The 22407-nt window shown below is 71.4% G+C and carries 25 protein-coding genes; 12 read left to right on the top strand and 13 right to left on the bottom strand.

What is annotated here, in order from left to right:
* On the top strand, window positions 1-666 hold the full coding sequence (locus tag ABZS69_RS17620; protein WP_192791128.1) for a response regulator transcription factor: 666 nt from the start codon (window positions 1-3) through the stop codon (window positions 664-666).
* Complete coding sequence (locus ABZS69_RS17615) at window positions 663-1991, top strand: HAMP domain-containing sensor histidine kinase (protein WP_355372949.1); 1329 nt, start codon at window positions 663-665, stop codon at window positions 1989-1991. Before ABZS69_RS17620 ends, ABZS69_RS17615 begins: the two co-directional genes overlap by 4 nt.
* Here ABZS69_RS17615 and ABZS69_RS17610 read toward each other — a convergent pair.
* The gene (locus ABZS69_RS17610) at window positions 1982-2887 is read right to left on the bottom strand and encodes a TAXI family TRAP transporter solute-binding subunit (protein ID WP_355372947.1); all 906 of its coding nucleotides are present in this window, start codon (window positions 2885-2887) and stop codon (window positions 1982-1984) included. The genes ABZS69_RS17615 and ABZS69_RS17610 overlap by 10 nt on opposite strands.
* A gap of 34 nt (window positions 2888-2921) precedes the next feature.
* Here ABZS69_RS17610 and ABZS69_RS17605 point away from each other — a divergent pair, with 34 nt between their 5' ends.
* From ABZS69_RS17605 to ABZS69_RS17595, 3 genes are read left to right on the top strand one after another with little or no spacing between them, the layout of a single operon-like run.
* Window positions 2922-3647: a Mut7-C RNAse domain-containing protein gene (locus ABZS69_RS17605; RefSeq protein WP_355372944.1), complete on the top strand. Its 726-nt coding sequence runs from the start codon at window positions 2922-2924 to the stop codon at window positions 3645-3647.
* Window positions 3648-3699: 52 nt separating this feature from the next.
* Window positions 3700-4086 carry a lytic transglycosylase domain-containing protein gene (locus ABZS69_RS17600; protein ID WP_355372942.1) on the top strand — a complete coding sequence of 129 codons (387 nt, stop codon included), beginning with the start codon at window positions 3700-3702 and terminating at the stop codon, window positions 4084-4086.
* Between the two features lie 42 nt (window positions 4087-4128).
* Entirely contained in the window at window positions 4129-6699 is a 2571-nt protein-coding gene (locus ABZS69_RS17595) for a BTAD domain-containing putative transcriptional regulator (RefSeq protein WP_355372940.1), read from the top strand.
* On the opposite strand, the gene urtE is transcribed toward ABZS69_RS17595, so the two are convergent.
* Genes urtE through urtA form a run of 5 tightly spaced genes read right to left on the bottom strand, consistent with a single transcriptional unit; the run spans window position 6696 to window position 11168 of the window.
* The gene (urtE, locus tag ABZS69_RS17590) at window positions 6696-7385 is read right to left on the bottom strand and encodes an urea ABC transporter ATP-binding subunit UrtE (RefSeq protein ID WP_355372938.1); all 690 of its coding nucleotides are present in this window, start codon (window positions 7383-7385) and stop codon (window positions 6696-6698) included. The genes ABZS69_RS17595 and urtE overlap by 4 nt on opposite strands.
* Window positions 7363-8112 (bottom strand): urea ABC transporter ATP-binding protein UrtD, encoded by a 750-nt coding sequence (urtD, locus tag ABZS69_RS17585; protein ID WP_355372936.1) that lies wholly within the window; start codon window positions 8110-8112, stop codon window positions 7363-7365. Before urtD ends, urtE begins: the two co-directional genes overlap by 23 nt.
* Complete coding sequence (urtC, locus tag ABZS69_RS17580) at window positions 8096-9115, bottom strand: urea ABC transporter permease subunit UrtC (RefSeq protein WP_355372933.1); 1020 nt, start codon at window positions 9113-9115, stop codon at window positions 8096-8098. Before urtC ends, urtD begins: the two co-directional genes overlap by 17 nt.
* Window positions 9112-9960: an urea ABC transporter permease subunit UrtB gene (gene urtB / locus ABZS69_RS17575; RefSeq protein ID WP_355372931.1), complete on the bottom strand. Its 849-nt coding sequence runs from the start codon at window positions 9958-9960 to the stop codon at window positions 9112-9114. Before urtB ends, urtC begins: the two co-directional genes overlap by 4 nt.
* On the bottom strand, window positions 9960-11168 hold the full coding sequence (urtA, locus tag ABZS69_RS17570) for an urea ABC transporter substrate-binding protein (protein WP_355372928.1): 1209 nt from the start codon (window positions 11166-11168) through the stop codon (window positions 9960-9962). The genes urtB and urtA overlap by 1 nt, the downstream gene beginning before the upstream one ends.
* A gap of 199 nt (window positions 11169-11367) precedes the next feature.
* On the opposite strand from urtA, the gene ABZS69_RS17565 reads away from it, so the two are divergent.
* The 7 genes from ABZS69_RS17565 (at window position 11368) to ABZS69_RS17535 (ending at window position 16768) form a co-directional block, all read left to right on the top strand.
* Entirely contained in the window at window positions 11368-11670 is a 303-nt protein-coding gene (locus ABZS69_RS17565) for an urease subunit gamma (protein WP_355372925.1), read from the top strand.
* Entirely contained in the window at window positions 11667-11978 is a 312-nt protein-coding gene (locus tag ABZS69_RS17560; RefSeq protein ID WP_355372922.1) for an urease subunit beta, read from the top strand. Before ABZS69_RS17565 ends, ABZS69_RS17560 begins: the two co-directional genes overlap by 4 nt.
* The gene (locus tag ABZS69_RS17555; RefSeq protein ID WP_355372919.1) at window positions 11971-13677 is read left to right on the top strand and encodes an urease subunit alpha; all 1707 of its coding nucleotides are present in this window, start codon (window positions 11971-11973) and stop codon (window positions 13675-13677) included. Before ABZS69_RS17560 ends, ABZS69_RS17555 begins: the two co-directional genes overlap by 8 nt.
* A gap of 5 nt (window positions 13678-13682) precedes the next feature.
* Entirely contained in the window at window positions 13683-14645 is a 963-nt protein-coding gene (locus tag ABZS69_RS17550; RefSeq protein ID WP_355372916.1) for an urease accessory UreF family protein, read from the top strand.
* 15 nt (window positions 14646-14660) lie between these two features.
* Window positions 14661-15335 carry an urease accessory protein UreG gene (gene ureG / locus ABZS69_RS17545; protein WP_355372913.1) on the top strand — a complete coding sequence of 225 codons (675 nt, stop codon included), beginning with the start codon at window positions 14661-14663 and terminating at the stop codon, window positions 15333-15335.
* A 176-nt stretch (window positions 15336-15511) separates the two neighbouring features.
* Window positions 15512-16225 (top strand): urease accessory protein UreD, encoded by a 714-nt coding sequence (locus ABZS69_RS17540; protein WP_355372911.1) that lies wholly within the window; start codon window positions 15512-15514, stop codon window positions 16223-16225.
* A 72-nt stretch (window positions 16226-16297) separates the two neighbouring features.
* A complete protein-coding gene (locus tag ABZS69_RS17535) occupies window positions 16298-16768 on the top strand; it encodes a hypothetical protein (protein WP_355372909.1) in 471 nt (156 codons plus the stop codon).
* A gap of 53 nt (window positions 16769-16821) precedes the next feature.
* Here the strand turns inward: ABZS69_RS17535 and era are convergent, their stop codons facing one another.
* The 7 genes from era to ABZS69_RS17500 all read right to left on the bottom strand — a co-directional run bounded on the left by era (window position 16822) and on the right by ABZS69_RS17500 (window position 22313).
* On the bottom strand, window positions 16822-17739 hold the full coding sequence (era, locus tag ABZS69_RS17530; protein ID WP_355372906.1) for a GTPase Era: 918 nt from the start codon (window positions 17737-17739) through the stop codon (window positions 16822-16824).
* Window positions 17740-17748: 9 nt separating this feature from the next.
* Window positions 17749-18204 carry an NUDIX domain-containing protein gene (locus tag ABZS69_RS17525; RefSeq protein WP_355372903.1) on the bottom strand — a complete coding sequence of 152 codons (456 nt, stop codon included), beginning with the start codon at window positions 18202-18204 and terminating at the stop codon, window positions 17749-17751.
* Between the two features lie 28 nt (window positions 18205-18232).
* Entirely contained in the window at window positions 18233-18550 is a 318-nt protein-coding gene (locus ABZS69_RS17520) for a cytidine deaminase (protein ID WP_355372901.1), read from the bottom strand.
* Between the two features lie 10 nt (window positions 18551-18560).
* Window positions 18561-19187: a hypothetical protein gene (locus ABZS69_RS17515; protein WP_355372899.1), complete on the bottom strand. Its 627-nt coding sequence runs from the start codon at window positions 19185-19187 to the stop codon at window positions 18561-18563.
* A gap of 320 nt (window positions 19188-19507) precedes the next feature.
* Complete coding sequence (locus tag ABZS69_RS17510) at window positions 19508-20803, bottom strand: hemolysin family protein (RefSeq protein WP_355372896.1); 1296 nt, start codon at window positions 20801-20803, stop codon at window positions 19508-19510.
* Window positions 20800-21276, bottom strand: a complete 477-nt coding sequence (ybeY, locus tag ABZS69_RS17505; RefSeq protein WP_355372894.1) for an rRNA maturation RNase YbeY — start codon at window positions 21274-21276, stop codon at window positions 20800-20802. The genes ABZS69_RS17510 and ybeY overlap by 4 nt, the downstream gene beginning before the upstream one ends.
* Window positions 21273-22313, bottom strand: coding sequence for a PhoH family protein (locus ABZS69_RS17500; RefSeq protein ID WP_355372892.1), 1041 nt, complete (start codon window positions 22311-22313; stop codon window positions 21273-21275). The genes ybeY and ABZS69_RS17500 overlap by 4 nt, the downstream gene beginning before the upstream one ends.
* Window positions 22314-22407 lie beyond the last annotated feature (94 nt).

Genomic DNA, 22407 nt, shown 5'->3' with positions numbered 1-22407 from the left:
ATGCGAGTTCTCCTGGTCGAGGACGACGATCGGCTCGCGTCCGCGCTCACCACGGCCCTCGCCCGGCACGGCCACCAGGTCACCCGTGCCGGGCTGGCCGTCGACGCCCTCCGCCTGGCGGGGGGCGTCGATTTCGTCCTGCTCGACCTGGGCCTGCCCGACATGGACGGGCTCGACGTGCTGCGCCGCCTGCGCCGGGTGTCGGCCGTGCCGCTCATCGTGGTCACGGCCCGCACGGAGGAGCGCGAGGTGCTGCGCGGGCTGCGGTCCGGGGCCGACGACTACCTGGTCAAGCCGTTCCGCACGGTGGAGCTGATGGCCCGCATGGAGGCGGTGGTGCGGCGCGGCACCAGGCCGATGCCGGCCCGCGACGACGTGGTGAGCGTGGGCGACGTCCGCATCGATCTGGAGTCCAGGCAGGTCACGGTGGCCGGTGAGCCGGTGACGCTGACGAGGCGCGAGTTCGACGTGCTGGCGATGCTGGCGCGCGAGCCGGGCGTGGTGCGCGGCAGGGAGGAGATCCTCGACGAGGTCTGGGGCGACCCGCTGCTGTCGGCGTCCCGCTCGCTCGACGTGCACGTGGCCAACCTGCGTTCCAAGACCGGCCGCCCGGGGCTGGTGGAGACGCTGCGCGGCACCGGCTACCGGCTGGGCTCGACGGCGTGAACTCCCGGCTGGTGGTCACGTTCACCACGCTGATCGTCTTCCTGATCGCGGCGCTGGCCGTGCCGCTCGGCCTCGCCTACGCCTCCCACCGCACGAACCGCCTGCTCCTCGACCGCCGCGCCGACGCCACCCGCTTCGCGGAGCTGGCCGACCAGGCGGCCAGGGAGGACGACCGCTCGGGGCTGATCGCCGAGATCGACCGTTACGCCGCGCTCTACGGGGCGGCGGTACGCGTACGCGACCGCGACGGCTCCATCCTGGCCACGGCGGGCCGGTTCGACGCCGACGACCAGGAGGCCACCCGCCTGGCGCTGTCCGGCCGCACGACCGAGGACCTGCCCACGATCAGCCCGTTCGGACCGGCCACGGTGCTGCTGGCCGAGCCCGCCGGACGGGACGCGCAGCTGTCCGGCGTGGTGCTGCTGGAGGCCCCCACCGACCGGGCCAGGCAGGACGTCTCGCTGGTGTGGGGCGCGCTGCTGGTCGGCGCGCTGGTGGCGCTGGGCTACTCGGCGCTGGCAGCCAGGCAGCTGGCCCGCTGGATCCTGCGGCCCGTCACCGAGCTCGACCGCACCACGCGGGCCATCGCGCAGGGCCGGCTCGACGCGCGGGCGCATCCCGGCGCGGGGCCCTCCGAGCTGCGGCAGCTGGAGGAGCGCTTCAACGCCATGGCCGACGCGGTCTCCAGCGCGATGGAGCGGCAGCGGGCGTTCGTGGCGGACGCCTCCCACGAGCTGCGTACCCCGCTCACGGTGCTCGGGCTGCGGCTGGAGAACCTTGAGCCGCACCTGCGGGGCGAGGGCACGGCCGAGTTCGAGGAGGCGATGGCGGAGCTGGACCGGCTGGCGCTGCTGGTGGAGGACCTGCTGGCGCTGGCCAGGGTGGAGGCGGGCGCGGGCGTCGCGGGCAAGGAGATCCCGCTGGCGCCCCGGCTGGGGGCGTGGCGGGAGGTGTACGCGGCCAAGGGCGTACAGCTCGTAACCGAAATTTCGGAAACGTCGGTCGTTCCTGAGGCGGCGGCCAGGATCGCGGACATCGCCCTCGACAACGCCCAGAAGTTCGTGCCCGAGGGCGGCACGGTCACGGTCACCCTGGCGGACGGCGTGCTGCGGATCGCGGACGACGGGCCCGGGCTGGGCGAGGAGGAGCGCGCGGAGGCGCCGGGGCGGTTCTGGCGGTCCGGGGCCCACGCGAACGTGCCGGGCAGCGGTCTGGGCCTGGCCATCGCCTCCGAGCTGGCCAGGGCGTGCGGGGCCACGCTGGCGCTGCTGCCCGCCGTGCCGCGCGGCCTGGTGGTGGAGCTGCGCCTGAAGGCTCAGCCGTAGGCGGAGCGGTAATAGCGGGCGGCGCCCGGGTGGAGCGGGACGACGCCGGTGCCGATGGCGTAACGCATGTCGAGCCGCCCGCCCGGCGCCGACGGGGCCTGGAGGCGGTCGCGGGCGCTGAAGAGGGTCTCGGTGATCGAGTACGCCAGATCGTCAGGGAGCGTGGCCCGGCACATCAGGTAGCTGGGGGTGCCGATGGTCGGCACCGGCCGGCCGCTGCCGTACACGCCGGCGGGCACCAGCCCGTGCTCGTAGAGCGGGCCGAACCGGCGGCGCAGGGCCGTCACCAGCGGCTCCAGCGGCACGAGCTCGATGCCCCCCAGCGAGGTCAGGACCGGTGTGGGCACCCCGCCCGACCAGAAGAACGCCTCGATCTCGCCGTCGCGCAGCGCCTTGACCGACTCGTCCAGGCCCAGCCTGCTGACCTCGGCGGGCTCGGCCAGCCCGGCCACCGCCAGCACGCGGGTGGCGGTCACGGCGGTGCCCGAGCCCTCCAGCCCTATGGAGACCGCCCGCCCCGCCAGGTCCTTGACCGCCGCGATGCCGGCGCCCCGCCGCACCACCAGGTGGACGTAGTTCATGTAGACCCTGGCCAGCGCGCACACCGGCTGGTGCCGCACCCTGACGGCGTCGTCGGCGCTGTCGGCCAGCGCGAACGCCACGTCGGCCCGCCCGTCGGTCATCATCGTCAGGTTCTGCACGCTGGCCGCCGTCTTCATCACTCGCACCGTGAGCCCGTCCTGCCGCAGCTCCCGCGCGAGCCCGTCGCCGAGCTGCTCGTAGATCCCGCCCGTCACGCCGGTCGCCAGCCGCAGCTCAGGCCGCCCGCCGTCGGACGCCGAGCACCCGGCGGCCAGCGCGGCGAGCCCCAGGAAGGCGCGGCGGGATATCGGCATGAATTCACGGTATCCGGTCCTCCAGAATGGACATGTGAGCGAACTGGACGCACGCCTACTCATCGCCTCAGAGCTGACGATGTTCCTGCCGGTGAGCCGGCGGCAGGAGTGGCAGCAGGTGACGCCGGACGGCACCTCGACGCTGGGCCACCACGTCGAGTCGCTCGGCATCCCGCTGACCGAGGTGGGGCCGATGGTCGCCGACGGCCGCGGGGTGCCTCCGTCGTACCAGCTCGTGGCCGGTGACGTGGTGGAGGTCCACCCGGTGCCCCGCCCGCAGCCGCTGCCGGAGGAGCCGCGCTTCCTGCTGGACGTGCACCTGGGCACGCTGGCGCGGCGCCTGCGGCTGCTCGGCATCGACGCGGCCTACCACAACGACATGGACGACCCCTCGCTGGTGGTGCAGGCCAACGAGGAGCGCCGGGTGCTGCTCACGCAGGACCGCGGCCTGCTGCGCCGCCGCGCGCTGTGGCTGGGCGCGTACGTGCGCGGCTCCCGCCCCGCCGACCAGCTGCGCGACCTGCTCGAACGCTTCACCCCGCCGCTGCGCCCGTGGACGCGCTGCACGACGTGCAACGGCGAGCTGGAGCCGGTCGCCAAGCAGGAGATCGCCCCGCTGCTGGAGGCGGGCACGGAGCGCAACTACGACGCCTACGGGCGGTGCGGCGAGTGCGGCCAGGTCTACTGGCGCGGCGCGCACAGCGACCACCTGGAGGAGATCGTGCAGTCGGCACGTGCGTGGACCGACAACGCGCATTAGCGCGCGTACGGCCGCTGCTTGTTGTCATGCGCATACAGGAGGGCCAAGAGTGATGCGAAAGCGGTTCACCGCCATCGGTATTTCGGCGCTGGCCACACTGTTCGTCCTGTCCACGCCGTCGTACGCGACCACTCCACCGGGAGAAAGCCAGCGGATAGCCAAGAGCCTGATGCCCGGCTACGGCTGGAGCTCTTCGGCGCAGTTCGGCTGTCTGGTCAAGCTATGGGACCACGTCAGCGGCTGGCGGGACACGGCGGGCAAGCCGTCGAGAGCATACGGAATACCCATGGCGAACCCCGGGAAGCTCATGGCGTCCGCCGGCTCGGACTGGAAGAACAACGCCAGGACACAGATTAAATGGGGACTCGGCTACATCAAGGGTAAATACGGCACGCCGTGCGCCGCATGGACCCACTACCAGGCCGCCGGCTCATACTGATGTGCCATTCTGATCGACATCTCCTCCTTCAAGGAAGGTCGCGTGGAATTTCGCATCATGGGGCCGCTCGAGGTGCTCGACGGCGACGGGCAGGACCGCACTCCCACCGTGCCGAAGCACCGCGACCTGCTGGCGATGTTCCTGCTCAACGCCGGGCGCCCGCTCAAGGTCGAGCGGCTGCGCAGGCTGCTGTGGCCGCGCGAGGACGGTGACCGCTCCGACTCGCTGGTGCGCGGCTACGTCGGCCAGCTCCGCCAGCTCGTCGGGAAAGACGTGATCACGACCGTGGCCGGCTCGTACGTGCTGGCGCTGGGCGACGGGCAGCTCGACGTCGACCGGTTCAGGCTGCTGGTGGACAAGGGCGCGTACGAGGAGGCCCTGGGCCTGTGGCGGGGCGAGGTCCTGGAGGACGTCGACCCCGAGGGCGAGCGGTGGGTCGAGACGCGCCGGCTGCGCGAGGAGCTGGAGGAGCTGCGATTACTGGCGCTGGAGCGCAGGGTGCAGGCCGACCTCGACGCCGGCAGGCACCGCGAGCTGCTCGCCGAGCTGCGCCGGCTGACCAGGCAGCATCCGATGTGGCAGCGCTTCCGCGGCCAGTACATGCTGGCCCTCTACCGCAGCGGCCGCCGGGTGGACGCGCTGGCCGCGTACGCGGTGCTGCGTGACCAGCTCGACGGCGGGCACGCGATCGAGCCCGACTCCGAGCTGCAGCTGCTCTACCACCGCATGCTGCACGACGACGTGTCGCTGCACGTCTCGGCCGGGCCGCCGGTGCTGCTGCCGCCCGACGTGACCGGCTTCACCGGCCGGGCGGAGCTGCTCGACGAGGTGGTGGGCGGCCACGTCGTGGTGCACGGGCAGGCGGGCGCGGGCAAGTCGGCGCTGGCCGTGCACGCCGCCTGGCGGGAGCGGGAGAGCTTCCACGACGGCATCCTGTACGCCGACCTGCGCGAGACGACGGCGCCGTCGGCCGTGCTGGAGGACTTCCTGCGCTGGCTGGGCTGCCCGGCCCAGGCGATTCCCGCCTCGCCGGAGCAGCGGGAGAAGCTGTTCCGCGCCTACACGGCCAACCGCAGGCTGCTGGTGCTGCTCGACAACGCCTCGGGCGAGGCGCAGGTGCGGCCGCTGCTGACGTCGTGCCCGACGATCGTGACCAGCCGCTCCTCGCTCGGCGGCCTGACGGGCGCGCGGCGGCTGTCGGTGGGCGTGCTCGGCGCCGGCGAGGCGATCGACCTGCTGGTGAGCGGCTCCGGCCGGCCGGCCGACGACGCCATGACCCGGCTGGCCCGCTTCTGCGGCGGCCTGCCGATCGCGCTGCGCGTCGCCGGCTCCCGGCTGGCCGCCCGGCCGGAGTGGACCGTCGACTACCTGGTCGGCCTGCTGGAGGACGAGCACGAGCGGCTCGACCGGTTGCACGCGGGCGACCAGGCGGTGCGCAGCGTGTTCGCGATCGGCTTCGACGGGCTGCCCGAGTCCGCGCGGCTGACGCTGCGGGGGCTCGGCGCGCTGTCGGCCCCCGACTTCGCCGACTGGGTGACCGAGCAGCTCGGCGGGCAGGCCGAGGCGCTGGTGGACGCGGGCCTGCTGGAGACGCACGGCGTGGACGTGGCGGGCCAGGTCCGCTACCGGCTGCACGACCTGACCAGGCTCTTCGCCCGCGAGCAACCCGTGCCGGGCGTGCTGGCGCGGCTGTCGGAGATCGTGCTGGCCAGGGTGCGGGCCTCGCGGTTCTCGCTGGTGTCGGGCGATCCGGCCACGGCCGTGGCCACCCGGGACATCAGGGAGTCGGTCGAGTGGCTGGCGGCCGAGCGGGCGTTCCTGGTGAGCCTGGTCGCCGACCTGCACGCGGCGGGGCTCGACGACGGGTGCTGGCGGCTGGCGCACCTGCTGGCGCCGTACCTGGAGCGCCACCGGTTCCTGGACGACTGGCGGGCGGTGTCCGCGCGGGCGCAGGAGTCGGCGCGCCGCTCGGGCGACGACCGGGGCGAGGCGCTGACCCTGCTCGACCAGGGCGACCTGCTCCTGGCCGAGCGGGAGTGGGATCGCGCGCACGAGCGGCTGCGGCTGGCGCTGGGCATGTTCCTGCGGCAAGGGCGCACCCGCGAGGTGAACCACACCAGGCGCCGGCTCGGCCGCGTCCACCTGGAGCAGGGCCGGCTGGAGGACGCCGAGCGGGCCTTGCGCACCTGCCTGGAAGGTGCGGACAACCAGCGCGACGCCGCCGACGCCGAGCGCGTGCTCGGCGCCGTGCTGCGCCGCGCGGGGCGGCTCGACGAGGCCGCCGAGCACCTGCAGTCCGCCGTCAAGCACCTGGAGGAGCTGGGCGACCGGCACCGGCGGGCCGACACTCTGCTCGACCTGTCCGCGGCCCGCCTGGCTCAGGCCGCCAAGGCGGACGCCAGGACGGCCGCCGAGCAGGCGCGGAGCATCGCCGTACGCCTCGGCGACCGGCTGCTGGACGCGCACGCCCTGCTGGCCCTGGCCAGGGTGAACCGGGCCGAGGGCGCGGCCGGGCGGGCGCGCGAGCTGGCCGGGGCGGCGCTGGAGGTGTTCGAGCAGACCGGCGACCGCCAGGGCGCCGCCAACGCCCGCGCCCTCCTGGCCCAGGGTTAGACCGCCAGCAGGCGGCGGACGTCCTCCCGGTGCAGCTCCTCGGCGGCTCCGGTGCGCACGACGTGCCCGCCGTCGAGGATGACGAACGTGTCGGCCAGCCGCAGCGCGATGTCCAGGTACTGCTCCACGAGCAGCACGGCCAGCCCCGAGGCGTGCAGCCGCTCGATGGCCGCCTCGATCTCCAGGATGATCGACGGCTGGATGCCCTCCGTCGGCTCGTCGAGTATGAGCATCCTGGGCCGGGTGACCAGGGCGCGGGCCATGGCGAGCTGCTGCTGCTGGCCGCCCGACAGGTGGCCGGCGCTCCGCTTGAGCAGCGGCTTGAGCGCGGGGAACACGTCGAGGGCCTCGTCCATGGCCTCCCTGCCCACCTTGGCGGCCTCCATCGTGACCAGCAGGTTGCCCTGGACCGAGAGCTGGGGGAAGCACTGGTGGCCCTGGGGGACGTACCCCATGCCGAGCCTGACCCGCTCGTGCGGTTTCAGCCTGGTGACGTCGCGGCCGTCGAACGTGACCGTCCCGGCGGTCGCCGGGAGCACGCCCATGACGGTGTTGAGCAGCGTGGTCTTGCCGACTCCGTTGCGCCCCATGACGCACACGAGCTGTCCGGGCCCGACCTCCAGAGAGACCCCGAACAGTACGCGTGCCCTCCCGTACCCCGACTCAAGGCCGGTCACCGACAGCATCGCTGGCCCTCCTCCCCAGGTAGACCTCCTGGACGCGGGGATCGGCGCTGACCTCGTCCACCGATCCCTCCACGAGCACCTTGCCCTCGTGCAGCACGGTCACCGCCGAAGCGTGCCGCCGCAGGAACTCCATGTCGTGCTCCACCACGATCACCGTGTGGTCGTCGGCGATCTGGGTGAGCAGCTCCCCCGTGCGCTCCCGTTCGTCGCTGGACATGCCCGCCACCGGCTCGTCCAGGAGCAGCAGCCGGGGTCGCTGCGCGAGCAGCATCCCGATCTCCAGCCACTGGCGCTGGCCGTGCGAGAGAACACCCGCCGAACGTTCGGCGAGATCTTCGAGTCCCGTCCTGGCCAGCGCCTCTTCGACGGCCTCCGACACGCCCTTGCGCCGCCTGGCCAGCGACCAGAGCGGCTTGCGGAAGCTGGCCGCGAGGTCGAGGTTCTCGACCACGGTCAGCTCCTCGAACACGACCGACGTCTGGAACGTGCGGCCGACGCCCAGCCGGACGATCTGGTGCTCCTTCCTGCCGACCAGGTCGTGCTCGCCGAACCGCACGCTGCCCGCCGCCGGCCTGGTGAGCCCGGTGATCACGTCGATCAGCGTGGTCTTGCCCGCGCCGTTGGGCCCGATGAGGAAGCGCAGCTCGCCCTCGGGCACGGTCAGGTCCACGCCGTCGAGCGCCCGGAACCCGTCGAACACGACCTGGACGTCACGTAGTTCGAGCACGCCGCCACCTCCCCACCAGGCCCACGATCCCCTTCGGGGCGAGCGTCATGACCAGGATGAACAGGGCTCCCTGCAGGTAGAGCCAGCCGTCGGCGAACTGCTCGCTGAACGCCGTCTTCGCGTAGCCCATGACGACAGCGCCGAGCACCGCGCCGGCCAGCGCGTGCCTCCCGCCGACCGCCACCGCGACGACCAGTTCCAGCGAGGGCACGACGCCGAGCAGCGCGGGCGAGATGATGCCGACCACCGGTACGAACAGCGCCCCCGCCAGCCCCGCCATGCCCGCCGAGGCGGCGAAGGTGACGGTCTTGACCAGGGCCGGGTCGTAGCCGAGGAAGCGCACGCGATCCTCGCCGTCCCTGACCGCGACGAGGAGCCGGCCATAGCGGCTGTTCACGAGCTGCCGGGTGGCGAGGTAGAGGAGCCCGAGGACGACCGCCACCACGATGTAGAGCACCCGCTGCGTGGAGTCCTCGGCCAGGTCCTGGCCGAACAGCTCGAAGAAGTTCGTCATGCCGTTGGTGCCGCCGGTCAGTCCCTGCTGGCCGACGAGCAGGATGACCATGGCAGCGGCCAGCGCCTGGGTGAGGATCGCGAAGTACGCGCCCCGTACCCGCTGCCTGAACACCAGCGTGCCCAGGATCACCGCGATCGCCACAGGTCCCAGCACGGCCATGGCGAGGGCGAAGACCGGGTTGGCGAACGGCGCCCACAGCGCGGGCAGCTTCTCCACCCCGCTCCACACCATGAAGTCGGGCAGCCCGCCGCCGGCCTCGGTGAGCTTGAGGTACATCGCCATGGAGTAGCCGCCGAGCCCGAAGAAGACGCCCTGGCCGAGGGTGAGCATGCCGCCCTGCCCCCAGGCCAGCCCGATCCCGAGCGCGACGATCGCGTAGCAGAGGTATTTGGCCAGCAGCCCCAGGCGGAACGGCTCCAGCAGCAGCGGGGCCGCCACCAGGGCGATCACCGCCACGGTCGCGAAGGGCAGATTTCTCTTGCTCATGTGAGCACCCTCGACCGCAGCACGAACATGCCCTGCGGGCGCACCTGCAGGAACGCGATGATCACGGCGAACACGATCACCTTCGCCAGCGAGGCGTCCGACCAGAACTCGGCGTAGGAGTTCAGCAGCCCCAGCCCGATCGCGGCCAGCACGGCCCCGCGCAGCTGCCCGAGCCCGCCCGCCACGACGACCAGGAACGCGTCCACGATGTAGTACGTGCCGAGCGCCGGCCCGACGGGCCCGATGAGCGTCAGCGCCACCCCGGCCACGCCCGCCAGCCCGGAGCCGATGAAGAACGTCAGCATGTCCACCCGGCCGGTGTCGATGCCGCTGGTCGCGGCGAGCTGCCGGTTCTGCACGACGGCCTGGGTCCGGCGGCCGAGCCCGGTGCGGTTGAGGTACAGCCAGACCGCCACCACGCCCGCGATCGCGAGCCCCATGATGAACAGCCGGTTGTAGGGCAGGATGCCCACCCCTCCCGCGAGCCAGGAGGGGGCGGGCACCTGCACGTTCGGCGCGCCGAACAGGTCGCGCGCGAGCTGCTGCAGCACCAGGCTCACGCCCCAGGTGAGCAGCAGGGTGTCCAGCGGGCGGCCGTAGAAGTGCCGGATGGCGGCCCGCTCCAGGATCAGCCCCATGACACCGGCCACCAGGAACGCCGCGGGCAGCGCGAGCACGATGTCCTGCAGCAGGAACGCGGTGTACGCGCCCGCCATGATGAACTCGCCGTGCGCCATGTTGATCACGCCCATCTGCCCGAACGTGAACGTCAGCCCGAGCGCGATGAGCAGCAGCACCGCCCCGATGGACAGGCCGATGGGGAGCTGGTTGACGAAGGCCGTCATCACTGTCCCGCCGCCAGGCCGGAGGCCCAGGAGTAGCCCTTGAGGTACGGGTCCGGCTTGATCGGCTTGCCCGAGTCCCACACCTGCTTGATCAGGCCGTCGGGCTGGATGACGCCGATGCGGGCGGTCTTGTACATGTGCTGGTTCTCGCCGTCGATGGTGACCAGGCCCTCGGGGCGTTCGAGCGAGATGCCGGGCGCGGCCTTCTTGACCGCCTCGACCTCGGTCGTGCCCGCCTTCTTGACCGCCTCGGCCCACAGGTAGACCGCGTTGTAGCCGGCCTCCATGGGGTCGGAGGTGACCTTGTTCTGCCCGTACTTGGCCTTGTACGCCTTGACGAACGCCTCGTTGGCCGGCGTCTCGGTGGTCTGGTAGTAGTTCCAGGCGACCGGCTGGCCCACGATGTTGTCCACGCCGATGCCGGTGACCTCCTCCTCGGCGACGCTCACCGAGAGCACCGGCATGCTGTCGGCGGCGGCGCCCGCGCTCTTGAGCTGCTTGAAGAAGGCCACGTTGCTGTCGCCGTTCAGGGTGTTGAAGACGGCGTCCGGCTTGGCCTGCATGACCTTGTTGACCAGGGTGGAGTATTCGGTGTGGCCGAGCGGCGTGTACTCCTCGCCGAGGATCTCCATCCCGTTCGCCGCCGCGTACGCCTTGATGATCTTGTTCGCGGTCCGCGGGAAGACGTAGTCGCTGCCCACCAGGAACAGCTTCTTCTTGCCCTGTTCCCTCAGATAGTCGAGGCCGGGGATGATCTGCTGGTTGGTGGTGGCGCCCGTGTAGAAGATGTACGGGGAGCTCTCCAGCCCCTCGTACTGCACCGGATACCAGAGCAGGGCCTTGTAACGCTCGAAGACCGGCAGCATGGCCTTCCTGCTGGCCGAGGTCCAGCCGCCGAAGACGGTGGCGACCTTGTCCTGCCTGATCAGCTTGGTGGCCTTCTCCGCGAACGTGGGCCAGTCGGACGCGCCGTCCTCCGCCACGGGGACGAGCTGCTTGCCGAGCACGCCGCCGGCCTTGTTGATCTCTTCGATGGCCAGCAGTTCGGCGTCGCGGACGGTGACCTCACTGATCGCCATCGTGCCGCTGAGGGAGTGGAGGAGGCCCACCTTGATCTCCTTCGACTCGGCGGCCGGCTTGGCGTCGGAACCGCAGGCCGCGAGGGCTAACACCAAGGTGGCGGAGACAATCGGACGGGAGATGCGCACAGCCGTTCCTTCCTGCCGACCGGTACTGCCAGAAAGGTGACTCCGAGACATTTCTCGCGAAGATCCCGTTTGTTAATAGGTAATTGCCAAGAGTTCACAAATGCACTTAATCCGACATACGGGGATTGACTAACAGCGCGAAACCAACACGACATGCGCCGGCAACAGCCACGAAACCGCCGGTTCCTATGGTCCGGCCATGCGGCTTACCTCACACGAGCAGGAACGGCTGCTCATCCACGTCGCCGCCGGGGTGGCGCGCGAGCGGCAGGCCAGGGGCCTGCGCCTGAACCACCCCGAGGCTACCGCCATCATCGCGTCGTTCCTCATGGAGGGTGCCAGGGACGGGCGCTCCGTGGCCGACCTGATGGAGTCCGGACGATCGGTGCTCAATCGGACCGACGTCATGGAGGGCGTGCCGGAGATGCTGGAGAGCGTGCAGATCGAGGCCACGTTCCCCGACGGCACGAAGCTGGTCACCGTACACAGGCCGATCCCATGATCCCGGGCGAGTACGTGCACCCCGAGGGCACTCACCTGCTCAACCCCGGGCGCGAGCGCCGCACGCTGCGCGTGGTGAACACGGCCGACCGGCCGGTGCAGGTGGGCTCGCACTACCACTTCGCGGCCGCCAACCCGGGGCTGGAGTTCGACAGGAAGGCGGCCTGGGGCATGCGACTGGACGTGCCGGCGGGCACAGCGATCAGGTTCGAGCCGGGCGTCGAGCGCGACGTGACGCTCGTGCCGCTGGCGGGCAACCGGATCGTCCCCGGCCTGCGGCCGGAGTGGGCGGGGCCGCTCGATGGCTGAGATCTCGCGCGCCCGTTACGCGGCGCTCTACGGCCCCACGGTCGGCGACCAGATCCGGCTGGCCGACACCGACCTGTTCATCGAGGTCACCGAGGACCTGTCGATCGGGCCCGCCGGGCCGGGCGACGAGGCGGTGTTCGGCGGGGGCAAGGTCATCCGCGAGTCCATGGGGCAGGCGCGGACCACCCGGGCGCAGGGCGCGGCCGACCTGGTCATCACGGGCGCGGTGATCCTCGACCACTGGGGCGTGATCAAGGCCGACGTCGGCATCCGCGACGGCCGCATCTACGCCATCGGCAAGGCCGGAAACCCCGACACGATGGACGGCGTCGACCTGGTCATCGGGCCGTCCACGGAGGTGCTAGCGGGCAACGGCAAGATCCTCACCGCCGGGGGCGTCGACTCGCACGTCCACCTGATCTGCCCGCAGGTCCTCGACGAGGCGATCGCGTCCGGCGTCACCACGATCGTCGGAGGCGGCACCGGCCCCGTCGAGGGCACCAAGGCGACGACCGTCACCGGGGCCTGGTACCTGGGCCGGATGCTGGAGTCGCTGGACGCGTACCCGCTGAACTTCGCGCTGCTCGGCAAGGGCAACACGGTCTCCACGGACGGCCTGATGGAGCAGCTCGAGGCCGGGGCCTCCGGCTTCAAGCTGCACGAGGACTGGGGCTCGACCCCGGCCGCCATCGACGCCTGCCTGAGCGTGGCGGACGCGTCGGGGGTGCAGGTGACGCTGCACACAGACACGCTGAACGAGGCGGGGTTCGTGGAGTCGACGCTGAAGGCCGTCGGGGATCGGATGATCCACGCGTACCACACCGAGGGGGCCGGGGGCGGGCACGCGCCAGACATCATCCGCGTCGCCTCCTACCCCCACATCCTGCCCTCCTCCACCAACCCCACCCGGCCGCACACCGTCAACACGCTCGACGAGCACCTCGACATGCTCATGGTGTGCCACCACCTCAACCCGTCGATCCCGGAGGACCTGGCGTTCGCCGAGTCGCGCATCCGGCCGACCACGATGGCCGCCGAGGACGTGCTGCACGACATGGGGGCGATCTCGATGATCGGCTCGGACGCGCAGGCGATGGGGCGGATCGGGGAGACGATCATCCGTACGTGGCAGACGGCGCACGTCATGAAGGGCCGCCGGGGGTCGCTGGGCGGTCCTGCGGACAACCTCCGAGCCCGCCGCTACATCGCGAAATACACGATTTGTCCGGCTATCGCCCACGGGCTGGACGGCGAGATCGGCTCCGTCGAACGCGGCAAGCTCGCCGACCTCGTCCTCTGGGACCCGGCGTTCTTCGGCGTCAAGCCGGACCTCGTGCTCAAGGGCGGCGTGGTGGCCTGGGCGCAGATGGGCGACGCCAACGCCTCCATCCCGACGCCGCAGCCGGTGCTGCCCCGTCCCATGTTCGGCGCCTCACCGGTGACCGCCGCCGCCACCTCGCTCCACTTCGTCGCCCCGCTGGCCCTGGACTCCGGCCTCGCGGACCGGCTGTCCGTACGGCGGCGCCTGGCTCCGGTGGCGGACGTACGGCGGCGCGACAAGTCCTCGATGCCGCTCAACGACGCCATGCCCCGGATCGAGGTGGCGCCCGACACGTTCGAGGTCCGCATCGACGGCGACCTCGTCGAACCGGCCCCCGCCGCGAGCCTCCCGATGGCCCAGCGCTACTTCCTCTTCTGATCCCGATGAACCCCGCGCTGCTCCTCCTCACCGACTCCCGCCTACCGGCCGGCGGCCACGCCCACTCGGGCGGCACCGAACGGGCCATCACGGCGGGAGCGGTCCACGACGTGCCCTCACTGGCCCACTTCCTGAGGGGCCGCCTCCACACGGCCGGCGCAGTCGCCGCCACCCTGACAGCCGCGGCCTGCACCCAGGCCGCCACCTCCCCAACCACCAGCGCACCTCCAGCCCTCACCACCACCCCGCCCGCAACCCCAGCCACCCCATCCACCCCGCTGACCTCACCCATGGCACCTCGACCGGCCCACAACCCGAGCACCACCGCCGGCGCCACCAGCGGCACCTCTACGGAGTCGACGCTCGACACCGCACCCTCGGGAACGGAAGGCAGCGCCGAACCGCCATCCGAACCGAGTGCCGAGCCGTCGTCCGAGCCGCGAGCCGAGACTCCAGCCGGGCGGCGGGCCGAGGCCGGAACCGCGCAGGAAGCTCCCGAGTCGCCGTGGGTGCTGCTCGACGCCGAGGCCGATGCCAGGACCGCCGCCCCCGCCCAGCGGGACGCGTCCAGGACCCAGGGGCGGCTCCTCCTCAGGGTCGCCCGCCGCATGTGGCCGTCACCGGTGCTGGAGGAGCTGGCGCGAGCCGTACCAAGCCCCCATCACCCCATCGCCCTCGGGGCGGTGGCCCACGCGGCGGGCGCCACGGCCGGGGAGGCGGCCATGGCGGCGGCGTACCACGCGATCAGCGGCCCGGCCACGGCGGCGGTGCGGCTCCTGGGCCTCGACCCGGTGGCCGTGCACGGGCTCCTGGCCGATCTCGCCCCCGACCTCGCCGCGGTGGCCTCCCGCGCCGCCGCGGACGCGGGCCGCTCCCCCTGGGAGGCGCTGCCCGCGCACTCGTCCCCAGCCCTTGACCTCCTGGCCGAGCAGCACGCGCGGGCCGAGGTCAGGATGTTCGTCTCATAAGGAAGGGATCACCACATGGGTGCCAATCACGACGACCACCACCACGCCCCGGACGGCCGCGGACGGGCGCTGCGGCTGGGCGTCGGCGGCCCGGTAGGCAGCGGCAAGACGGCCCTGGTGGCCGCGCTGTGCCGGACGCTGGGCCCGTCGCTGTCCCTGGGGGTGGTGACGAACGACATCTACACCACCGAGGACGCCGACTTCCTGCGCCGGGCGGGCGTGCTCGACCCCGAACGCATCCTCGCCGTCGAGACCGGCTGCTGCCCCCACACCGCCATCCGCGACGACATCGCCGCGAACCTCGACGCCGTGGAGACCCTGGAGCACCGCTTCGGCCCGCTGGACCTGGTGATCGTGGAGAGCGGCGGCGACAACCTGACGGCCACGTTCAGCCGGGGGCTGGCGGACAGGCAGATCTTCGTCCTGGACGTGTCGGGCGGCGACAAGGTGCCGCGCAAGGGCGGTCCGGGGGTGACGACGGCGGACCTGCTGGTCGTCAACAAGACGGACCTGGCCCCGATGGTGGGCGCCGACCTGGGCGTGATGGACCGCGACGCGGCGGCCGTACGCGGGGACAGGCCGGTGCTGTTCACCTCGATCAGGCAGGACCCCACCGCCGCCACGGTCGCCTCCTGGGTCTCCGACCAGGTGACGGCCTGGTCCCATACCCACGCGACCCCCGTCTCCTGATGCCCCCCATCACCCGGCCCGACCCCCACCTCCTGACGCCGACAGACGCCCGCCCCGACCCACACGTCCCGACACCCACCAACGCCCGACCAGACCCGCACCTCCTGGCATCCGCCGACACCCGACCCAACGCACCTCTCCCGACGCCTGCAGGCGCCCGGTCCGGCCGCCGGGGGATGAGGGCGAGCGCCGCCGTCGCGACGGCCTCCTCCCCCGACGGCCGGACCCTCATCCCCCGCCTGGCCTCGGCACCTCCGCTGACCCTGCGCCAGACGGGCCCGTACACCGTGCACCTCATCTCCACGGCGGCGGGCCCGCTCGGCGGCGACCGCCTGTCCCTGGACCTGGACATCGCCCCGCGCACCACCCTGGAGCTGGGCTCGGTCGCCAGCACTCTGGTCCTGCCGGGCGACGGCACGTCCGAGATGCTGATCACGGCCCGGGTGGCGGCAGGCGCCACACTCCGCTTCACCCCGGAGCCCACGGTGCTCGCCGCCGGGTGCGATCACCGACTCCTGGTACGTCTCGAACTGGCGCCGGACGCCGAGGTGCTGTGGCGCGAGGAGATCGTCTTCGGCCGCCACGGCGAGGTCTCAGGGCGGTGCTACGCCCGCTTCGACGCGACGTGCGACGGACGCCCGGTGATCCGGCAGGAGTTCACTGTCGGAGACCCGGCCGTGGACACCTCCCCGGCCGTCTACGGCTCCGCCCGTTGCGTCGGCACCACGTTCCTCACGACGTCCGCCAAGCAGCCGATCGTGGCCGAAGGCGTCGCCGTCCTGCCCCTGGCCGGTGGGGGCACGCTCGTCTCCGCCCTGGCCACGGACGCCGTCCAACTCCGCTCCCGCCTCGAATGGGGCGAACACACCACCCTCACCCCCGAGTCCTAAGGAGACGCGGCAATGGTGACGACCCCGTTGCGTACGGTGGTGGGAGGCGCGTGCCAGGCTTACAGTGATCGTGTGGCCGATTACCTCCAGTCCGCCCCCGCCAAGCCCACCGCCCGCCGTGGCTACGCCCTGGCCGTGGTGGTGGCCGGAGCGCTGCTGGTGTTCTGTGCCGTCCTGCCGTGGGCCGGGCTCGAGGTGCGGAGCGAGCTGATCGGCGGCGGGCTGGCCAACGACATCCGGGGCATCGACGACACGTACGGCGTCTACACGCTGGTGTCGGGCCTGGTGGCGCTGGGTTGCGGCGTCGCCGGCCTGCTCACCCGCCCCAGGCTCGCCGCTCTGGCCGCCCTCCCGGGAACGGTGGCGGTGGCGGTGCTGGTGCTCTTCATGACCGACGGGAGCGGCGTCCGCGACCGGCTCTCCTTCGACCTGGGCCAGGTGCTGTCGATCGGGCCGACGGTCCAGTTCGGCTGGTTCGCGGCCATGGGGTGCGCGGTGGCGGTCGTCGTGCTGTCCGTCCTGGCGTTGGTCCGCCGCTCCTGAGCCGCCGTACCGTCCGTCCTGACGCTGATCCGCCGCCCCCGGGGCGGATCCGATCAGTCGTAGAAGCCCAGCCGCCGCAGCTGCTTGGGGTCGCGCTGCCAGTCCTTGGCCACGCTGATCCGCAGGTCGAGGTAGACGCGGGTGCCGAGCAGGGCCTCGATGTGCTTGCGGGCCTTGGTGCCCACCTCGCGCAGCCGCTCGCCCTTGTGCCCGATGACGATCGCCTTCTGCGAGGGCCGCTCCACGAACAGGTGCGCGTAGATGTCCAGCAGGTCGTCGCGCCCCTCCCGGGGCATCATCTCGTCCACGACCACGGCGATCGAGTGGGGCAGCTCGTCGCGTACGCCCTCCAGCGCCGCCTCCCTGATCAGCTCGCCCACCAGCACCTGCTCGGGCTCGTCGGTGAGCTGGCCGTCCTCGTAGAGCGGCGGCGACTCGGGCAGGTGCTCGATCAGCACGTCGGCGAGGACGTCGAGCTGCTCGCCCGACTGCGCCGACACCGGCACGATCGCGGCGAACTCTCCCACCTGCGACACCGCCAGCAGCTGCTCCGCGATCTGCTCCTTGGTCGCCAGGTCGCACTTGGTCACGACCGCCACGACCGGCGTCTTCTTCACCGCCGCGAGCTTGTCGGCGATGAAGCGGTCACCCTTGCCGATCGGTTCGTTGGCGGGCACGCAGAAGCCGATCGTGTCGACCTCGGTCAGCGTGGACAGCACCAGGCTGTCGAGCCGCTCGCCGAGCAGCGTGCGCGGCCGGTGCAGGCCAGGCGTGTCGACGATGACGAGCTGGGCGTCGGGCCGGTGCACGATGCCCCTGATGGTGCGCCTGGTCGTCTGCGGCTTGGACGAGGTGATCGCCACCTTGCTGCCGACCAGGGCGTTCATGAGCGTGGACTTGCCGACGTTCGGCCTCCCCACGAAACAGGCGAATCCGGCGCGATGATTGTCTGGCGAAGTCACATTCTGCATTGTGGCCTATCAGCGGGCATGGGCACGCCACCAGGCGAACGCCTGGGGCGCGGCGATCGGGGTCCAGCGCGTCGTCGGCAGCTCCGCGAGCTCCTGCTCGCTCACCCACCGGTAGTCGTTGATCTCGACGCCGTCCGGCTGCGGCGCGGCAGAACCGGGGGAGATCGCGCAGGCGTAGGCGGCGATGACGTAGCCGACCTCGTGACCGTTCGGGTAGTGGGTGCGGAACTCGGGGCCGCCGAACACGCCGATCAGGCCGCGTACCTCGATGTCGATGCCGAGCTCCTCGCGCAGCTCCCTGACGGTGGCGTCCTCGGGCCGCTCGTCGGGGTCGATGCCGCCGCCGGGCGCCGCCCAGAGCTTCACGTCGCCGTGGCAGGCGACCAGGAGCCTCCCGGCGTCGTCGAACACGAAGCCCGCCGCCGACGGCAGCATGAGCAGGTCAGAGCCAACCTTCTCCCGCAATTTCGCCAAAAATGGCGACATCGGCATGTCAGCCCCGCAGCTTTCCGTCGGGACCGGCCACGAGCAGCGCCTTGACGCCCAGCTCCGCGGCCACCGCCTCGTCGGCGGCGCTCGGCGCACCCTCGCTCACGAGCGCCACGGCCTCCAGGGACCGCGCGCCGCCGGAGACCGCCATGGCCACGGCCACCTGCACCGCCGACAGCGTGAGCGCGTCCAGCGCCACGTCGGTCGCCGAGTACGTACGGCCGGTCTCGTCGCGTACGGCGGCCCCTTCGGCCGACTCGTTACGCGCCCTCGCGGCCCGCGCCAGAGTGATGATCTTGCTGTCTTCAGGGTCGAGTGTCACGAGAACAAGGCTATGCGTTGGCCATGGTGATCATCGCGTCGACCACCTCGCTGGTGCGGGCGGCGTCCACGTCGTTCATGCCCGTGTGCACCACCGACACCAGCGTGTCGCCCACCCGCGACAACACGACGTCCATCGCGTACGGGTAGCCGTTCAGGCGCCCGCTCAGCCGCGCGCCCACGGTCTCGTCGGCCGCGTTCTCGACCGGGAGCTCCTGCGAGCGCAGGTCGGTGCCGGAGGACGTACGCACCTCCCGGCACGACTCCAGGGCCTCGGCCAGCTCGTCGAGGTGCTCCTCGGCCTCCCCGTCCGCGTACTGGGCCAGCCCCACCCCGGCCTGCTCCCCCAACTCGTCGCCGCGGTAGCTGGCCGCCGCCTGGGCCGTCAGCGCCTGCTGCGGCGCCAGCCCGCCGGCGGTTTCGAGCACGGTCCTGCAGTTCCTGTCGGCATGCGCGAACGGCATCTGCCACGCCTGCTCGGGCCTGGCCGTGAACCCGTCGGGCAACGGCGGCTCCTTGCTCAGCACCTCGCGCAGCCGCGCGGTCGCTTGCGCGTCGAGGGCGCTCCCCGACTGCCCGCCAACGCAACCCCCCAGAACGCCGGCCAGCAGGGCACAGCCGATGATCTCGCGTTTCATGATCCCCCCTGGATTGCAATCTCCCCAAGTGACGAATGTGGCAATCCACCGGAGCTTCCACCAATGCGCAAAAAGGGTGCCCTCATCCGGTTTTCCGGACGAGAACACCCTTTACGCCGACCTGCGTCCCAACCGGCTAGGCAGCCGGGACACTGTCGTCCCCCCAGCATCCTCCCGCCGCGAACCCCACCCGGCGTTCGGATGCTTTCCCCTCCGACACCCACCGCACTGGATGCCGTGGTTAGAGAGTGCCCGGACCGGCTTGCAGAAGACTTGTAGAACGCTTGCGACCTTCGTCCGGCTTCGTCCGCATGGGCCGGTCAGCCGTGCTCGGCGTCGGCCGGTTCGGCCTCGTCCTCCGCGGGTTTGGCGCGGCGGACCACCACCGTGCTGATGCGGTTGCGGCGGCCCGCCAGGCTCTCGGCGGTGAGCATGAGCCCGGCCACCTCGGCCTGCGACCCGGCGATGGGCACCCGGCCCAGAGCGTGGGCGAGCAGCCCGCCCACGGTCTCCACGTCGTCGACCTCGATCTCGGTGTCGAACAGCTCGCCCAGCTCGTCGACCGGCATCCGGGCCGTCACCCGCATCCCGCCGTCGGGCATGGCCTCGACCCGGGGCGCCTCCTGGTCATACTCGTCGGTGATCTCGCCGACGATCTCCTCCAGCACGTCCTCGATCGTGACCAGTCCGGCGGTGCCGCCGTACTCGTCGATGACGATGGCCATGTGGATCTGGCGCGCCTGCATCTCCCGCATGAGCTGGTCGATGGGCTTGCTCTCGGGCACGTACGCGGCCGACCGCATGGTCGACTCGACCGTCTCCTTGCCCCCGCCCTCGCCGGTCTCGTGGATCTTGCGGGCGATGTCCTTGAGGTAGGCGATGCCGATGACGTCGTCCTCGTTCTCGCCCACGACGGGGATGCGGGAGAACCCGCTGCGCAGCGCCAGCGACAGCGCCTGGCTGATCGTCTTGCCGCGTTCGATGTAGACCATGTCCGTGCGGGGCACCATGACCTCGCGCACCAGCGTGTCGCCCAGCTCGAAGACCGAGTGGATCATCTCGCGCTCGTCCGGCTCGATCACCCGGCGCTCCTCGGCCAGATCGACCAGGTCGCGCAGCTCTGCCTCCGAGGTGAACGGCCCGTCGCGGAACCCCTTTCCGGGGGTCAGGGCGTTGCCGAGCAGGATGAGCAGCTTGGGCAGCGGGCCGAAGATGCGGGTCAGGCCGTAGACGACGGGGGCACTGGCCAGCGCGACCGGCTCGGCGTGCTGGCGGCCCAGCGTACGCGGCATGACGCCGACCACGACGTAGCTGACCACGATCATCACGACGGCGGCCCAGACGTACGCCCAGCCCTGGTCGTGCATGAGATCGATGAACAGCAATGTGGCGATGACCGTGGCGACCAGCTCGCAGCTCAGCCTGAGCAGCAGGAGCAGGTTGAGGTAGCGGGGTGGGTCGTTGACGATGGCTTGCAGGCGCACCGCGCCCCGCCGGCCCTCACGGACGTACTCCTCGGCGCGCACCCTGGAGATACGCGTCAGTGCGGTCTCCGCGCTGGCGATCAGGCCACCGATGATCACGAGCGCGATGGCCGACAGCAACCAGGCGTTCACCTCGAGTTGCGCACCTCCTGCCACGACTCCAGGAGCCGGGCCTGCAGGCCGAACATCTCCTTGTGCTCCTCAGGCTCGGCGTGGTCGTAGCCGAGCAGGTGGAGGATGCCGTGGGTGCACAGCAGCTCCAGCTCGTCGGCCGCGCTGTGGCCCGCCTCCTCCGCCTGCCTGGCGGCCACGTGCGGGCAGAGCACGACGTCGCCGAGCAGCGCCGGGTCGGCGGGGCTCTCCGAGTCGCCGCGTGCCCCGCCGCCGGGACGCAGCTCGTCCATCGGGAACGCCAGCACGTCCGTCGGACCGGGCTCGCCCATCCACTTCTCGTGCAGCTCGGCCATGGCGTCCTCGTCGACCACCACAATGGACAGCTCGGCGAGCGGGTTGATGCCCATCTCGCCGAGCACGTGAGCGGCCAGGGCGGCGAGGTTCTCCTCGTCGACCGCCACGCCGGACTCGTTGTTGATCTCGATACTCAAGGTCGGCGCTTCCCCCGGTGCTGGATGCTCTTGGGCTCCTGGGCGGCCTGCGTGGCATCGTAGCGCCCGTAGGCGTCCACGATCTCGCTCACCAGCTTGTGGCGGACCACGTCGGCGCTGGACAGGCGCGCGAAGTGGATGTCGGGGATGCCGTCGAGGATCTCCTGGACGACCCGCAGCCCGCTCACCGTGCCGGAGGGCAGGTCGACCTGCGTCACGTCGCCGGTCACCACGATCTTGGAGTTGAACCCGAGCCGGGTGAGGAACATCTTCATCTGCTCGGCCGAGGAGTTTTGCGCCTCGTCGAGGATGATGAACGCGTCGTTGAGCGTGCGACCGCGCATGTACGCCAGCGGCGCGACCTCGATCGTGCCGGCGGCCATCAGCTTGGGGATGGAGTCGGGGTCGACCATGTCGTGCAGGGCGTCGTAGAGCGGCCGCAGGTAGGGGTCGATCTTCTCGTACAGCGTGCCGGGCAGGAAGCCCAGCCGCTCGCCCGCCTCGACGGCCGGGCGGGTGAGGATGATCCGGTTGACCCGCTTCTCCTGCAGCGCCCGCACGGCCTTGGCCATCGCGAGATAGGTCTTGCCGGTGCCCGCGGGGCCGATGCCGAACACGACCGTGTGCTGGTCGATCGCGTCCACATAGCGCTTCTGGTTGACGGTCTTCGGCCTGATCGTGCGCCCGCGCGAGGAGAGGATGTCGAGCGAGAGCACCTCGGCGGGGCGGTCGGAGGTCATCCGGAGCATGGCGATGCTCCGCTCGACCGCGTCGGGGGTGAGCTCGCCGCCGCTGCGCAGGACCTCGACCAGCTCCTCGAAGAGCCGCACCACGGTGCCGCTCTCGTCAGGGCTGCCGGTGACGGTGATCTCGTTGCCCCGTACGTGGATGTCGGCCCTGAAGGCACCCTCGATGACGCGTAGCAGCTCGTCGCGGGAGCCCAGGAGGCTGACCATCGGGTATTCGTCCGGAATCAGCACCTTGGCTTGAGTGCGCGAGGGAGGTGCCGTACGTCGGGATTCGTGTAGTTCGGACATGGGCAGGCCCGCGGCCTGATGCCTCCAGGTCTCTTGCGGTGTTCGTCTGAGCCCATCGTATCCGGGACCAGCCCGATTGCTCTCCCCAATATCA

Source organism: Nonomuraea sp. NPDC005650 (assembly GCF_040605375.1).
GTDB lineage: Bacteria > Actinomycetota > Actinomycetes > Streptosporangiales > Streptosporangiaceae > Nonomuraea.
Note: the sequence above shows the minus strand (reverse complement) of the source record. Positions and strands in the feature narration are given on the sequence as shown.

Excerpts from the sequence above, each read along its gene's own strand:
- ABZS69_RS17620 (WP_192791128.1), top strand. The coding sequence starts at position 1 with ATGCGAGTTCTCCTGGTCGAGGACGACGATCGGCTCGCGTCCGCGCTC.
- ABZS69_RS17610 (WP_355372947.1), bottom strand. The coding sequence starts at position 2,887 with ATGCCGATATCCCGCCGCGCCTTCCTGGGGCTCGCCGCGCTGGCCGCC.
- ABZS69_RS17600 (WP_355372942.1), top strand. The coding sequence starts at position 3,700 with ATGCGAAAGCGGTTCACCGCCATCGGTATTTCGGCGCTGGCCACACTG.
- urtE (WP_355372938.1), bottom strand. The coding sequence starts at position 7,385 with ATGCTGTCGGTGACCGGCCTTGAGTCGGGGTACGGGAGGGCACGCGTA.
- urtC (WP_355372933.1), bottom strand. The coding sequence starts at position 9,115 with ATGAGCAAGAGAAATCTGCCCTTCGCGACCGTGGCGGTGATCGCCCTG.
- urtB (WP_355372931.1), bottom strand. The coding sequence starts at position 9,960 with ATGACGGCCTTCGTCAACCAGCTCCCCATCGGCCTGTCCATCGGGGCG.
- ABZS69_RS17565 (WP_355372925.1), top strand. The coding sequence starts at position 11,368 with ATGCGGCTTACCTCACACGAGCAGGAACGGCTGCTCATCCACGTCGCC.
- ABZS69_RS17560 (WP_355372922.1), top strand. The coding sequence starts at position 11,667 with ATGATCCCGGGCGAGTACGTGCACCCCGAGGGCACTCACCTGCTCAAC.
- ABZS69_RS17555 (WP_355372919.1), top strand. The coding sequence starts at position 11,971 with ATGGCTGAGATCTCGCGCGCCCGTTACGCGGCGCTCTACGGCCCCACG.
- ABZS69_RS17550 (WP_355372916.1), top strand. The coding sequence starts at position 13,683 with ATGAACCCCGCGCTGCTCCTCCTCACCGACTCCCGCCTACCGGCCGGC.
- ureG (WP_355372913.1), top strand. The coding sequence starts at position 14,661 with ATGGGTGCCAATCACGACGACCACCACCACGCCCCGGACGGCCGCGGA.
- ABZS69_RS17540 (WP_355372911.1), top strand. The coding sequence starts at position 15,512 with ATGAGGGCGAGCGCCGCCGTCGCGACGGCCTCCTCCCCCGACGGCCGG.
- era (WP_355372906.1), bottom strand. The coding sequence starts at position 17,739 with ATGCAGAATGTGACTTCGCCAGACAATCATCGCGCCGGATTCGCCTGT.
- ABZS69_RS17515 (WP_355372899.1), bottom strand. The coding sequence starts at position 19,187 with ATGAAACGCGAGATCATCGGCTGTGCCCTGCTGGCCGGCGTTCTGGGG.
- ABZS69_RS17500 (WP_355372892.1), bottom strand. The coding sequence starts at position 22,313 with ATGTCCGAACTACACGAATCCCGACGTACGGCACCTCCCTCGCGCACT.